Below are 13,718 nucleotides of genomic sequence, written 5' to 3' on the forward strand. Positions count from 1 at the left end.
GAATGCCCTGCTCAGATCTTCACGCCGACATGGAGGGCGGCGACGCCGAGGGTGAGGTTGGTGTAGCCGACCCGGGAGAAGCCGGCGGTCTCGATCATCGCCTTGAACCGCTCCTGGTTCGGAAAGCGACGGATGGATTCCACCAGATAGCGATAGCTGTCCTCGTCGCGCGCCACCACCCGGCCCATGGCCGGGATCACCCGCATGGAATAGGCCTCGTAGACCTTGTCGGCGATGGGAGCGTCGACGGCGGAGAACTCCAGGCAGAGGAAGCGCCCACCCGGCTTCAGCACCCGGTAGGCCTCGCTCAACGCGACGTCGATGCGCGGCACGTTGCGGATGCCGAAGGCGATGGTGTAGGCGTCGAACCGGCCGCTCTCGAACGGCAGGTCCTCCGCGTTCGCCTCCACGAAGGTGACGCCGTCGATCCGCCGCGCCTCGGCGCGCTCGCGGCCGACCTGCAGCATGGAGCCGTTGATGTCGGCGACCGTCACCCGGGCGTGGCCGTTGGAGCGATCGACGATGCGGAAGGCCACGTCGCCGGTGCCGCCGGCCACGTCCACCACCTGATAGGGCCGCCGGCCGCTCCGCGGCGGGGCGAGGCGCGACACCAGGGCGTCCTTCCAGAGACGGTGCAGGCCGGCGGACATCAGGTCGTTCATGAGGTCGTAGCGGCGCGCCACCTTGTGGAAGACCTCGTCCACCATCCCCTGTTTCTCGTCGAGCGCGACGTCGCGAAACCCGAAGGATGCGGAAGGTCTCTCGGCCATGGATGTCTCCTCGTCGTCTCGGCCCCGGGGGCGGCGGGCGGACCATAGCGGAAGCGGATCGGCCGCGCTATGTTGCGCCGCCAAGGGGATGGCCGGTCCGTCGCGACCTGCCGGCGCGGGCGAGGCGCCGGATCGGGGCGTCGTCGGTCCGGCCTGGAGGCGATGCCGCGCGCCGGCCGGCGCACCTCCGTTCAAGGCCCGACAGGATCCATGCCCGAGCTGCCTGAAGTCGAAACCGTCCGCCGTGGCCTCCAGCCGGTCCTGGAAGGGGCGCGGATCAGCGCCGTCACGGTGCGCCGGCCGGACCTGCGCTTTCCGTTTCCGGAGCGCTTCGCCGAACGGCTGACCGGGCGCACGGTGACGGGGCTCGGCCGACGGGCGAAGTATCTCGTCGGCGACCTCGACGACGGCTCGGTTCTTCTCATGCATCTCGGCATGTCCGGGTCGTTCCGGATCGAGCGGCCCGGCGAGGCCGAGACGCCGGGGGTCTTCCACCGGGCGCGCGGCAAGGACGCCGCCCACGATCACGTGGTGTTCCACACGGGCGACGGCGCCGCGGTGACCTACAACGACCCGCGCCGGTTCGGCTTCATGGCGCTCGCCACCCGGGCCGACCTCGACCGGCATCCGCTGATGCGCCACCTCGGCCGGGAGCCGACCGGCAACGACCTCGACGCGGCCTTCCTGGCCGCCGCCTTCGCCGGCAAGGCGACCAGCCTCAAGGCGGCGCTCCTCGACCAGACCATCGTGGCCGGGCTCGGCAATATCTATGTGTGCGAGGCGCTCTGGCGCGCCGGCCTGTCGCCGCTCCGCGCCGCCGGATCCGTCGTCACCAAGGCGGGGGCGCCGACCGCGCGGCTCGGCCGGCTGGCGGAGGCGATCCGCGCAGTGATCGCCGACGCCATCGCGGCGGGGGGCTCGTCGCTGCGGGACTATGTGCAGGCGGACGGCTCGCTCGGCTATTTCCAGCACCGGTTCGCCGTCTACGATCGGGAGGGGGACCCGTGCCCCCGTCCGACCTGCGCCGGTGTCGTCCGCCGGACCGTCCAGTCCGGACGCTCCACCTTCCACTGCCCGGCGTGCCAGCGCTGACGCGTCGCCCGGGTGCAAGCCAAGGAGGCCGCCTTGTCCGCCGAGACCCTCTCGTTCGAAACCGTCCGCGTCGAGATCCGCGACCGGGTGGGGCTGATCACCCTCGACCGGCCGAAGGCGCTCAACGCCCTCTCGGCGCGGCTCCTCGCCGACCTCACCGACGCGGTCGCCGCCCTCGACGCCGACGACGGGATCGGCGCCCTGGTGCTGACCGGCTCGGAGAAGGCCTTCGCGGCCGGCGCCGACATCAAGGAGATGGCGAGCCTCGACTTCACCACCGCCTTCAGGGGCGACCTGATGGCCGCCTGGGAGCGCTTCACCGCCGCCCGCAAGCCGATCCTGGCGGCCGTCTCGGGCTATGCGCTCGGCGGCGGCTGCGAGCTTGCCATGATGTGCGACCTCATCTACGCGGCCGAGACGGCGAAGTTCGGCCAGCCGGAGATCACCCTCGGCATCATCCCGGGCATCGGCGGCACCCAGCGGCTGATCCGGGCGGTCGGCAAGGCCAAGGCCATGGACCTGATCCTGACCGGGCGCATGATGGACGCCGCCGAGGCCGAGCGCTCCGGCCTTGTCGCCCGGGTGCTGCCGGCGGAGAGCCTGCTGGAGGAGACCCTTGCGGCGGCCGCGCGCATCGCCGGCTTCTCGCCGACGGCGGTGATGATGGCCAAGGAGGCGGTGAACCGGGCGCCGGAGACGACGCTGGCGGAAGGCCTTCGCTACGAGCGCCGCCTGTTCCACGCGCTCTTTTCCACCGAGGACCAGAAGGAGGGCATGGCGGCCTTCATCGAGAAGCGGCCGCCGGTCTTCACCGGCCGCTGAGCCTCTGCGGATCCGGGGCGTCCTTGCGGCGCGCCGACACCTTTGTTGACGACCCGCGCGGGAGCGACTATAACCCCGCGCCGAAGACGGTGGTGGACCAGGGGTTCGCCGCCGGCCCCACTCATCCGCGATCTCCCGATCCGACGTGTCCGCGTCACCGCTTGGGACGGTCGCTCTCGTTTCTTCGAGCAACGTCGTCGAGCGACCGTCTCGAACAAGGAAGGATCAGGCTGGTTATGGCCAATACACCCTCGGCCAAGAAGGCGACGCGCAAGATCGCGGCCCGCACCGAAGTCAACAAGGCGCGCCGCAGCCGCATGCGCACGTTCCTCCGCAAGGTCGAAGAGGCCATCGCCAGCGGCGACGCCACCGCGGCGCGGACCGCGCTCCAGGCGGCGCAGCCGGAGCTGATGCGGGCTGCCTCCAAGGGCATCGTGCACAAGAACACGGCGTCCCGGAAGGTGTCCCGTCTGGCGAGCCGCGTGAAGGCCTTGACTGCCTGACACGGACACGTCTTCCGGTTGAACAGACCGGTTGAAACATGACGACCAAGCCCGGCCTAGAGCCGGGCTTTTTCATGTCCGTATTCTTTTCCGGCTTACAAGCAGGTTCGTCAGCGGCCTGTCACGTGGCAGGAATTTGGTAACCAATTCAGCTGCTTATAGATACGTCGAGCGAGGCGCCCATTGGCGAGCCGGCTAGAAACCCGAGTTGGCGTGATCCGCGTGCACCTATTTATGCGAGCTACAATATTCGTACCAATCGGCCTGGATTTCGGGAACCGCTGGAATCCCAAAGCCTTCCACGGGGGCTCCCGAGGGCACGTGAGCGGGTTTCACGGATCCCCGAAAGGGCCGCTGTCGAGGGGGGGGGATTCACGACTTGCCCGCCGCAAACCGCCTGTGTATGGTCGACTTAACGCCGGAAGACAGAGAGATTTCGGCGCTTTGTGGTAAAGGTTTCTGATACTTACGGATCCTAGATCATCATAACGAAAGATGCGGGTTCGTAATCATGCAGCCCAACCTTTTCCTCTCCAGATGGATACGTTGCAGCCCTTAGCGCCGGCGGCGGATCACTGGGAAATCTACATACAAATACAAGAATTGGAAGTCGAGCTTGGCACACTCGGCAACGGGGACGGCATGGCACGTGATCGGTTACAACGAGGGGGCGCTCCTGCGCCGCGACCCGCCGGCTCTCATCGGCAAGGCCCGGCGGCGGGGTGGACGAGCGATCGGCGCGCCGACGCTGATGCGGCGGGTGGCTCGGAACGGCGGCTGCAGGATGCGGCACCCGTGACAGGCCTCGGCGGCCCGGCCGGTCGGGCCTAGCGCGCGGCAGCCCGGGCGGGCAAGCGCATCAGATTTCGAGAATGCATGGACAGCGAGCGGCCCTGCCGTACCCGGGAACGGGCGGCAGCGGTACGGCTTGTCCGGCAGCGGACTATTCTCCCGGTTTCGGCGGCGGTGCGAAGCGGGGTGTCACGGATGAGGAGGCAGGAATGCTCGATGCGGACTTCGGCCAGGAAGGCGACAAGCCCCGCCATCGCGACGCGTGGTCCCAGGTGAGGGGCCGCCTCAAGGCCGAACTCGGCGACGAAGTGTTCTCCAGCTGGTTCGCCGGCATGAACCTGGAAGGCCTCGACGGCGGCACCGTCGTGCTCTCGGTGCCGAGCCGCTTCCTGAAGTCCTGGATCGCCACCCACTACCGCGACCTCCTGACCTCCATCTGGCAGAGCCAGAGCCCGTCGGTGCGCAAGGTGGAGGTGACGGTGCGCACCGCCATCCGCGGCCGTCCCGACCAGCCGGTGAGCCTGGTGCCGAACGGCGGACCCGCCGCCTCGGCCGGCCAGGGCCACGGGGTGGTTCCGCCCGTCACCGCGCAGACCATCCGTTTCGAGGCGGACAGCCCGCGCAAGGACGCGCCCCGTCCGTCCGCGGCGCCGGCGCTGCCGAACGTGTTCGAGGAATGCTCCTCGCCGCTCGACGGGCGGTACACGTTCGATACCTTCGTGGAAGGCACCGCCAACCGCTTCGCCCTCGCGGCCGCCCGCCAGGTGGCGGATGGTCCAGGCCATGGCGGGGTGAAGTTCAACCCGCTCTATCTCCATGCGGCCGTCGGCCTTGGAAAGACGCATCTGCTGCAGGCGATCACCCACCAGATCCGGGCGGCGCGGCCGGACCTGAAGGTGCTCTACCTGACGGCCGAGCACTTCATGTACCGCTTCGTCCATGCGCTTCAGACCCAGTCGGCGATCGCCTTCAAGGAGGCGCTGCGGACCATCGATCTGCTCATCATCGACGACATGCAGTTCCTGCACGGCAAGCAGGTCCAGCAGGAATTCTGCCACACGGTCAACTCGTTGATCGACGGCGCCCGGCAGGTGATCGTGGCGGCGGACCGGCCACCGGTGGAGCTGGAGACCCTCGACGAGCGGGTTCGCTCCAGGCTCGCCGGCGGGCTGCTGGTGGAGATCGCGGCGCCCGACATCGGCCTTCGCCGACAGATCGTGGAGCGCCGCATCGAGGCCTCCCGGCAGCAGCACCCGGCCTTCCAAGTGCCTGAGGATGTTGTGGATTTCATCACCCGCAACGTCACCACCAACGGCCGCGACCTGGAGGGCGCCGTCACCCGCCTCGTCGGCCACAACCAGCTGACCGGCCTTGCCGTGACGCTCGCCATGGCCGAGACCACCTTGCGCGACCTGATCCGGGCGACCGACAGCCGCCGGGTCAAGATCGAGGACATCCAGCGCGTCGTCGCCAAGCATTATAACGTGTCGAAACAAGACCTTCTGTCGAGCCGCCGGACCCGGTCGATCGTCTGGCCGCGACAGATCGCCATGTATCTCTCCAAGATCCTCACCCCGCGCTCGCTGCCGGAGATCGGTCGCCGGTTCGGCGGCCGGGACCACACCACCGTCCTCCATGCGGTGCGCAAGGTGGAGGAGCTGGTCGGGACCGACGAGGTCCTGGCGCAAGAGATCGAGGTCCTGAAGCGCATGCTGGAGGCCTGAGGCGCGCACGCCGGGCAGCCCCGGACCGCGCCGTCGACAGGGCGCGTCCGGTGACGGGCGGATTGACGGGTCCCGGACCGGTCATCCCCGTTGTGCACAGCCCCGATCGTCGCAGCGCAAGGGCCGCGGCCCTGCCGGCCCGGCAGGGCTTGCTTTCCGAGGCCGTGGTGGCCACATTGCGTGTCCCCGCGGGGATCGCTCCGGCGGTCGCCCGCGGACCGCCTTTCTCCTTGGCGAGAAACCCTCTTCAAGACGAGAAGTCCGGTCGCCGTTCCGCGTTCGCCTGTGGCCCGGTCGGTCGGTCTTCCACGCCACACGGGACCACCATGCGCGTTACGCTCGAGCGGTCGCACCTCCTGAAATCCCTCACGCACGTGCACCGGGTCGTCGAGCGCCGCAACACGATCCCGATCCTCTCCAACGTGCTGATCCGCACCCGCGACGGCGGCCTGCAGCTGAAGGCGACGGACCTCGACCTGGAGGCGCTGGAGGCGGTGCCCGCCATGGTGGAGCGCCCGGGCGCCACCACGGTGCCGGCGCACATGTTCTACGACATCGTGCGCAAGCTGCCGGACGGTGCCCAGGTGAGCCTGGAGACCTCCGGCGACGGCGGCACCCTCGCCATCCAGTCGGGCCGGTCCCGGTTCAGCCTTCAGATGCTGCCGGAGAGCGACTTTCCGGACATCACGGTCGGCGAGCTCAGCCACCGGTTCGACATCAAGGCCCGCGACCTCCGCCGGCTGATCGACAAGACCCAGTTCGCCATCTCCAACGAGGAGATCCGCTACTATCTGAACGGCATCTTCCTGCACACGGTGGACACGCCGAACGGCCGCCGCTTCCGCGCCGTCGCCACCGATGGCCACCGGCTCGCCCGCGCCGACGTGCCGGCGCCCGCCGGGTCGGAGGGGATGCCCGGCATCATCGTGCCGAGGAAGACCGTGGGCGAGATCCAGCGCCTCTTGGACGAGCCGGACGCCGACGTGGTGGTGGAGCTCTCCGAGGCCAAGATCCGCATCGCCACCGGCGACGTGGTGCTGACCTCCAAGCTGATCGACGGCACCTTCCCGGACTACGGGCGCGTCATCCCCCAGGGCAACGACAAGGAGCTGAAGGTGGACCGGGCCGAGTTCGCCGAGGCGGTGGACCGGGTCTCCACCATCTCGTCGGAGCGCGGGCGGGCGGTGAAGCTCACCCTGGCGGACGGCAAGATGACGCTGACCGTGGTGAACCCGGACAGCGGCTCGGCCACCGAGGAACTGGTCGTCGACTATGAGGACGACCCGCTCGACATCGGCTTCAACGCCCGCTACCTGCTCGACATCACCGGCCAGCTGACCACCGAGACGGCGGTGTTCCGCCTCGCCGACCCGGGCTCGCCGACGCTGGTCCAGGACGCCGACGACGGGGAGACCCTCTACGTCCTGATGCCGATGCGGGTCTGATGAGGGCCGCGGGCCCACCGGTCATGACCATCGGCGTACCCACCCGCGTCCACGTCACCACGCTGCGGCTGACCGACTACCGCAACCACACGGCGTTCGCGCTCGACCCCGGGCGCAGGTCGGTGGTGCTCGTCGGCGACAACGGGGTCGGCAAGACCAACTGCCTGGAGGCGCTCTCCTTCCTGTCGCCGGGGCGGGGCCTTCGCCGCGCCACCCTGGCGGAGGTCGTCCGACAGGGCGCCGCCGGCGGCTGGTCGGTGGCCGCCACGGTGGACGGCGCCCTCGGCGACGTGCGGCTCGGCACCGGCAGCCTTCCCGGCGAGCCCGGCCGGCTCGCCCGGATCGACGGCGCGCCGGTCCGCTCCGCCGACGCCTTCACGGACCATGTGCGCCTCCTTTGGCTGACGCCGTCCATGGACGGGCTCTTCACCGGCCCGGCCGCCGACCGGCGGCGCTTCCTCGACCGGATGGTGCTTGCCCTCGACCCCGCCCACGGGCGGCGGGTGGCGGCGTTCGAACAGGCGCTGACCGGCCGCAATCGGCTCTTGGAGGACCACCGGTCCGATCCGGCCTGGCTCGACGGGGTGGAGGCGCAGATCGCCGAACTCGGCGTCGCGGTGGCGGCGGCGCGGCGCGAGGCGGTCGGCTGCCTCGTCCGGCTGCTCGACGCCGGCCATCCGGCGGACGCGGTCTTCCCGGTTGCCCGGGTGCTCCTGGAAGGGGACGTGGAGACCGCCCTCGACCGGGCCTCCGCCGCCGACGTGGAGGACTGGTACCGCACCGATCTCGCCGCCGGCCGCTCGCGCGACCGGGCGGCGGGGCGCACGCTGGTCGGGCCGCACCGGGCCGACCTCGTGGTCCATCACGCCGGAAAGGCCATGCCGGCGGCGGCCTCCTCCACCGGCGAGCAGAAGGCGCTCCTGATCGGCCTGGTGCTCGCCCAGGCCCGGCTCGTCGCCGAACTCGCCCGCCAGACTCCCGTGCTCCTCCTCGACGAGGTGGCGGCCCATCTGGACCCCGGCCGGCGGGCCGGGCTCTTCGCCATCCTGGAGGCGGCGGGCTCCCAGGCCTTCATGACCGGCACCGACCGGGCGCCCTTCGAGGCGATCGCCGACAGGGCGCTGGTGGCCCCGCTCGCCGGGTGATTCGCGCCTAACGGCCCGGCGCGGTGGATAACCGGCGCAAGCGGCGGCGGGACGCCTCCAAAGAGCCTGATTTCTCTCGCATTCTGCTAAGATTCCTGCCGTGTTGAACGAGCCTCCCGACCTCGCTAAGACGGGACCTGACTGCGATCCTGAAGAAGAGCGTGAAATCCCGATGTCCGAACCCGCCCGCGTCACCGCCGAGGAGTACGGCGCCGAGTCGATCAAGGTCCTCAAGGGCCTCGACGCGGTGCGCAAGCGCCCCGGCATGTACATCGGCGACACGGACGACGGATCCGGCCTGCACCACATGGTCTACGAGGTGGTGGACAACGCCATCGACGAGGCGCTGGCCGGCTGGGCCAACGAGGTGCGGGTCACCCTGAACGCGGACGGCTCGTGCACCGTGTCCGACAACGGCCGCGGCATCCCGACCGACATCCACAAGGGCGAGGGCGTCTCGGCGGCCGAGGTCATCATGACCCAGCTGCACGCGGGCGGTAAGTTCGACCAGAACTCCTACAAGGTGTCCGGCGGCCTGCATGGCGTCGGCGTCTCGGTGGTGAATGCCCTCTCGATCTATCTGAAGCTCAGGATCTGGCGCGCCGGCAAGGAGCACCAGATCACCTTCACCCATGGCGTCGCCGACGCGCCGCTGGTGGTGGTGGGCGACAGCGGCGGGCGGAGCGGCACGGAGGTGACCTTCCTGCCGAGCCAGGAGACCTTCAAGGGCGTGCTCGACTTCGACTACGCCACCCTGGAGCGGCGCCTGCGCGAACTCGCCTTCCTCAACTCCGGCGTCCGCATCATCCTCACCGACGCGCGGGGCGTGGAGCCGAAGTCCGACGAGCTCTTCTACGAGGGCGGCCTTGAGGCCTTCGTGAAGTATCTGGACCGCTCCAAGAAGCCGCTGATCAGCCGGCCGATCACGGTCATGACGGAGAAGGACGGCATCACCGTCGAGGTCGCGCTCTGGTGGAACGACAGCTACCACGAGAACGTGCTCTGCTTCACCAACAACATCCCGCAGCGGGACGGCGGCACGCATCTGGCCGGCTTCCGGGCGGCGCTGACGCGGCAGGTGACCGCCTACGGCGAGACCAGCGGCATCACCAAGAAGGAGAAGGTCTCCATCACCGGCGACGATTGCCGGGAGGGGCTGACCTGCGTTCTTTCCGTGAAGGTGCCGGACCCGAAGTTTTCGAGCCAGACCAAGGACAAGCTGGTGTCGTCCGAGGTCCGTCCGGTGGTGGAGAGCGCTCTCAACGAGGCGTTCGGCACCTGGTTCGAGGAGCACGCCCCGGAAGCCCGCATCGTGGTCGCCAAGGTGGTCGAGGCGGCCGCGGCGCGCGAGGCCGCCCGCAAGGCACGCGAGCTGACCCGCCGCAAGGGCGCGCTCGACATCGCCTCGCTGCCCGGCAAGCTCGCCGACTGCCAGGAGCGCGATCCGGCCAAGTCCGAGCTCTTCCTGGTGGAGGGCGATTCGGCCGGCGGCTCGGCCAAGCAGGGCCGCAACCGCGAGTTCCAGGCGGTGCTGCCGCTGCGCGGCAAGATCCTCAACGTGGAGCGCGCCCGCTTCGACAAGATGCTGTCGTCGAACGAGATCGGCACGCTGATCACCGCGCTCGGCACCGGCATCGGGCCGGACGAGTTCGACGCCGGCAAGCTGCGCTATCACAAGATCATCATCATGACGGACGCCGACGTGGACGGCGCCCACATCCGCACCCTGCTGCTCACCTTCTTCTTCCGCCAGATGCCGGACCTGATCGAGCGCGGCCACGTGTTCATCGCCCAGCCGCCGCTCTACAAGGTGACCAAGGGCAAGTCGGAGCAGTATCTGAAGGACGAGCGGGCGCTGGAAGACTACCTGATCGCCCAAGGCCTCGACGAGGCGGTGCTCCGGCTGGCGACGGGCGAGGAGCGCGCCGGCCAGGACCTGCGCGCCATCGTGGACCGGGCGCGCCAGATCCGCGCCGTGCTCGACGGGCTGCACCACCGCTACGACCGGTCCGTGGTGGAGCAGGCGGCGATCGCCGGCGCCCTCAACGCCGAGATCCTGACCAATCCGGAGAAGGCCCACGAGGCCGCCGCCTATGTGGCGCGCCGGCTGGACATTCTCGCCGACGAGTTCGAGAAGGGCTGGACCGGCGAGGCCAACGACGACGGCACCCTCGTGTTCCGCCGCACGGTCCGCGGCGTGACCGAGACCACCATGATCGACCCGGCGCTCCTCTCCTCGGCGGACGCGCGCAAGCTGGATGGGCACACGACCCACCTCCAGGAGGTCTACGGCAAGGCGGCGCATCTGCGCCGCAAGGACGGCGAACTGCCGGTCCGCGGCCCCCGCGCCCTCCTCGACGCCGTGTTCGCCGTCGGCCGCAAGGGTATCTCCCTGCAGCGCTACAAGGGCCTCGGCGAGATGAACGCCGAGCAGCTCTGGGAGACGACGCTCGACGTGAACGCGCGCTCGCTGCTGCAGGTGAAGGTGACCGAAGCGGTGGAAGCCGACGACATCTTCGACCGCCTGATGGGCGACGAGGTGGAGCCGCGGCGGGAGTTCATCCAGACGAACGCGCTCAGCGTGAGCAATCTGGACGTGTGATTGCAGCGAACGTCAGGCGGAGGCGGCCGGCGGTCTCAACGAAGTCTTGCCGGAACGGTTCGACCTTGCGGTGGAACTGTTCCGCATCCTTCACGGTTAGGCGCTACTCTTCCCGATCATCAACGGGAGAGTTCCATGCGCGGCACGTTCGTCGTCCCGGCCGTCACCACGCTGTTCGCGGCGGCCACGCTGGTCGCCTCGGTGCCGCGTCCGGCGCTCGCGCAATCCGATGCGTCGCGGGAGACGCTGCAAGCGGAGGCCGACCGCCTGGAGGACTCGTCCCGGAGCGCGGAAGCCTTCAGCAACAACACGTCGTTCGAGGGGCTTGCGCTGGCGCCGGACAATCCGATCGGGGCCGACCCGGATGGCGCGACCGCCATGTCGGTGGACGCGCGGATCAAGGACGAGACCGCCAACGTGTTGCAGATCGACCCCGCCGATATCAACGTGTCGCCGCCGTCCTTGGACCCCTCCGTCATGAACGCCAGCACCGACAAGGCGCTGCAGGCGATCACCGCATCGCGCGCGGCGGTGGGGGCCGTCCAGCAGATCATCGGACCGGACGGGCAGAGACTGTCGCCGTCGGACATGCGGTCCTTGATGGCCGACGACGGCGCCATTGCCGCCGCCGAGGCGGCGGGAGATCTGCCCAAGTAGACGGTCCGGCGCCGGGCCCGACGGTCCGCGCAGGAGGCGGCGCCGACGGGCGCTTGTCGACGCCGGTCCGCCGAGTGCCTTTGCGCCGGGCATGGAAAGTTCTGAGTAACGCGCGTGTCGCACACTGGGGCCTTCGGTCTGGGAGCGGGGCGACATGGCGGCGGTGAGTTTCGTGATCCCGAGCGGGGATCCCTATCTGGACGGGGTGCTCTCCGACGTGCGGTGGGCGAGCCCTGCGCTCACCTACAGCTTTCCGGCCTCGGGCAGTTTCTACGGGGGCTATGGCGGGAGCGAGCCGAGCACCAACTTCGGCGCCTTCTCGGCGCTCCAGAAGGACGCCATGCGGGCGGCGCTCGCCGCCTATGCGGCCGTCAGCCAGCTGACCTTCACCGAATGGACCGAGACGGCCTCCCTCCACGCGACGCTCCGCTTCGCCGAATCCGACGCGCCGGACTATGCCTGGGCCTATTATCCGTCCACCGCCGAGGAGGGCGGCGACGCCTGGTTCAACCGCTCTTCCACGGCGCTCGACAGCCCGGCGCGGGGCAACCACGGCTGGTCGACCTATCTGCACGAACTCGGCCACGCGCTCGGGCTCGCCCATCCGCACGAAGACACCGTGATGCCGGCGGACCGGGACTCGCTGGAATACACGGTGATGAGCTACCGCTCCTACGTGGGTGCCAGCCCGACCGGCTCGCTGGCCGGGACGTGGAGCGAGCCGCAGACGCCGATGATGTACGACATCGCGGCCATCCAGCGGCTCTACGGCGCCAACTTCGCCACGAACGCCGGCGACAGCGTGTACCGCTGGAGCCCGACGACTGGGGAGATGAGCATCAACGGCGCCGGGCAGGGCGCGCCCGGCGGCAACAAGATCCTGATGACGGTCTGGGACGGCGGCGGCACGGACACCTACGACCTGTCGGCCTACGGCGGCGGCGTCAACGTCGACCTCCGGCCGGGCGCCTGGTCCACCACGGCGGCGGCGCAGCTCGCCGACCTGCACTGGAACGGCAGTCAGAAGGCGGCCGGCACCATGGCCAACGCCTTCCTCTTCAACGGCGACACCCGCTCGCTGATCGAGAACGCCCGCGGCGGTGCGGGCGACGACACCCTGATCGGCAACATCGCCGGCAACGTGCTGGAGGGCGGCCGGGGCAACGACACGCTCGAAGGCATCGCCGGCAACGACACGCTGCTGCCAGGCGGCGGGATCGACATCCTCGACGGCGGCGAGGGGGCCGACACGGCGGTGTTCCAGATCACGCTTGGCGAGGCGACCGTCACCTACGGCGGCGGCTACACGCTGCTCGCCGCGGGCAGCGACCAGACCCGGATGCGCGGCATCGAGGGCTTCCGCTTCGCCGACGGGGAGATCGCGCCGGATGCGGCCGTGATGGTGGACGATCTCGCCTATGCGGCGCGCTACCGGGACGTCTGGAACGCCCGGCTGGACCCGGACGCCCACTATGCCGAATACGGCTGGCGCGAGGGCCGCGACCCGTCCGGCCACTTCTCCACGTCCGGCTATCTGGCCGCCTACGCGGACGTGCGGGCCGCCGGCCTCAACCCGCTCGACCACTACAACACCTACGGCTGGCGGGAAGGCCGGGACGCGGCGGCGGACTTCGACACGGAGCGCTATCTTCTCGCCAACCCGGACGTGCGGGCGGCCGGGCTCAATCCGCTGGAGCACTACCTGACCTATGGCCGCCAGGAGCAGCGCGCCACCTTCGGGGCGGTCGGCCGCGACCTGAACCAGGGGTTCGACGCCACCTATTATCTCCTCGCCAACCCGACCGCCGCCACGAGCGGCCTCGATGCCTTCAGCCATTTCCAGACCGTCGGCTGGCGCGAGGGGCTCAACCCCAACCTCTTCTTCGACGTGGCCGGCTATCTTGACGCCTACGCGGACGTGCGGGCGGCCGGGATGAACCCGCTGGAGCACTATGTGACCTACGGCTGGCGGGAGGGCCGCGACCCCTCGGCGGGCTTCGACACCGAGGCCTATCTGGCGGCGAACGGCGACGTGGCGGCGGCCCAGCTGAACCCGCTGGAGCACTATCTCGCCTACGGCCTCTACGAGGGGCGCACCTTCGCGGTGGACGGGGTGATCGGCTGACCGTCGGCCGGCGCTGGGCCGGACCGGGCGTCCTTTCGCCG

Annotated in this window: 10 protein-coding genes; 9 read left to right on the forward strand and 1 reads right to left on the reverse strand. The window is 69.7% G+C overall.

The features are described from left to right. Positions 1 to 11: 11 nt before the first annotated feature. Entirely contained in the window at positions 12 to 770 is a 759-nt protein-coding gene (gene ubiE, locus BUQ68_RS13310) for a bifunctional demethylmenaquinone methyltransferase/2-methoxy-6-polyprenyl-1,4-benzoquinol methylase UbiE (RefSeq protein ID WP_075216471.1), read from the reverse strand. A gap of 210 nt (positions 771 to 980) precedes the next feature. Here ubiE and mutM point away from each other — a divergent pair, with 210 nt between their 5' ends. From mutM to BUQ68_RS13355, 9 genes are all read left to right on the forward strand, one after another. After that, positions 981 to 1,862: a bifunctional DNA-formamidopyrimidine glycosylase/DNA-(apurinic or apyrimidinic site) lyase gene (gene mutM / locus BUQ68_RS13315; RefSeq protein WP_075216472.1), complete on the forward strand. Its 882-nt coding sequence runs from the start codon at positions 981 to 983 to the stop codon at positions 1,860 to 1,862. A 33-nt stretch (positions 1,863 to 1,895) separates the two neighbouring features. Beyond that, positions 1,896 to 2,684, forward strand: coding sequence for an enoyl-CoA hydratase (locus BUQ68_RS13320; RefSeq protein WP_075216473.1), 789 nt, complete (start codon positions 1,896 to 1,898; stop codon positions 2,682 to 2,684). A gap of 236 nt (positions 2,685 to 2,920) precedes the next feature. Further along, entirely contained in the window at positions 2,921 to 3,187 is a 267-nt protein-coding gene (gene rpsT / locus BUQ68_RS13325; RefSeq protein ID WP_075216474.1) for a 30S ribosomal protein S20, read from the forward strand. A 1,001-nt stretch (positions 3,188 to 4,188) separates the two neighbouring features. Beyond that, positions 4,189 to 5,703 carry a chromosomal replication initiator protein DnaA gene (gene dnaA, locus BUQ68_RS13330; protein WP_075216475.1) on the forward strand — a complete coding sequence of 505 codons (1,515 nt, stop codon included), beginning with the start codon at positions 4,189 to 4,191 and terminating at the stop codon, positions 5,701 to 5,703. Between the two features lie 326 nt (positions 5,704 to 6,029). Further along, positions 6,030 to 7,148 carry a DNA polymerase III subunit beta gene (gene dnaN, locus BUQ68_RS13335; protein WP_075216476.1) on the forward strand — a complete coding sequence of 373 codons (1,119 nt, stop codon included), beginning with the start codon at positions 6,030 to 6,032 and terminating at the stop codon, positions 7,146 to 7,148. Positions 7,149 to 7,171: 23 nt separating this feature from the next. Further along, the gene (recF, locus tag BUQ68_RS13340; protein WP_075216477.1) at positions 7,172 to 8,293 is read left to right on the forward strand and encodes a DNA replication/repair protein RecF; all 1,122 of its coding nucleotides are present in this window, start codon (positions 7,172 to 7,174) and stop codon (positions 8,291 to 8,293) included. A gap of 172 nt (positions 8,294 to 8,465) precedes the next feature. Continuing rightward, positions 8,466 to 10,895 (forward strand): DNA topoisomerase (ATP-hydrolyzing) subunit B, encoded by a 2,430-nt coding sequence (gyrB, locus tag BUQ68_RS13345; RefSeq protein ID WP_075216478.1) that lies wholly within the window; start codon positions 8,466 to 8,468, stop codon positions 10,893 to 10,895. A gap of 135 nt (positions 10,896 to 11,030) precedes the next feature. Further along, positions 11,031 to 11,552, forward strand: a complete 522-nt coding sequence (locus BUQ68_RS13350; RefSeq protein ID WP_075216479.1) for a hypothetical protein — start codon at positions 11,031 to 11,033, stop codon at positions 11,550 to 11,552. 154 nt (positions 11,553 to 11,706) lie between these two features. Beyond that, positions 11,707 to 13,677 (forward strand): M10 family metallopeptidase, encoded by a 1,971-nt coding sequence (locus BUQ68_RS13355; RefSeq protein ID WP_075216480.1) that lies wholly within the window; start codon positions 11,707 to 11,709, stop codon positions 13,675 to 13,677. Positions 13,678 to 13,718: the final 41 nt, after the last annotated feature.

The organism is Mongoliimonas terrestris, from assembly GCF_001927285.1.
Classification (GTDB): domain Bacteria; phylum Pseudomonadota; class Alphaproteobacteria; order Rhizobiales; family Pleomorphomonadaceae; genus Chthonobacter; species Chthonobacter terrestris.

What these genes read in the sequence shown, in the direction of transcription:
- ubiE (WP_075216471.1), bottom strand. Translation starts at nt 770, where the DNA reads ATGGCCGAGAGACCTTCCGCATCCTTCGGGTTTCGCGACGTCGCGCTC.
- mutM (WP_075216472.1), top strand. Translation starts at nt 981, where the DNA reads ATGCCCGAGCTGCCTGAAGTCGAAACCGTCCGCCGTGGCCTCCAGCCG.
- rpsT (WP_075216474.1), top strand. Translation starts at nt 2,921, where the DNA reads ATGGCCAATACACCCTCGGCCAAGAAGGCGACGCGCAAGATCGCGGCC.
- dnaA (WP_075216475.1), top strand. Translation starts at nt 4,189, where the DNA reads ATGCTCGATGCGGACTTCGGCCAGGAAGGCGACAAGCCCCGCCATCGC.
- dnaN (WP_075216476.1), top strand. Translation starts at nt 6,030, where the DNA reads ATGCGCGTTACGCTCGAGCGGTCGCACCTCCTGAAATCCCTCACGCAC.
- recF (WP_075216477.1), top strand. Translation starts at nt 7,172, where the DNA reads ATGACCATCGGCGTACCCACCCGCGTCCACGTCACCACGCTGCGGCTG.
- gyrB (WP_075216478.1), top strand. Translation starts at nt 8,466, where the DNA reads ATGTCCGAACCCGCCCGCGTCACCGCCGAGGAGTACGGCGCCGAGTCG.
- BUQ68_RS13350 (WP_075216479.1), top strand. Translation starts at nt 11,031, where the DNA reads ATGCGCGGCACGTTCGTCGTCCCGGCCGTCACCACGCTGTTCGCGGCG.
- BUQ68_RS13355 (WP_075216480.1), top strand. Translation starts at nt 11,707, where the DNA reads ATGGCGGCGGTGAGTTTCGTGATCCCGAGCGGGGATCCCTATCTGGAC.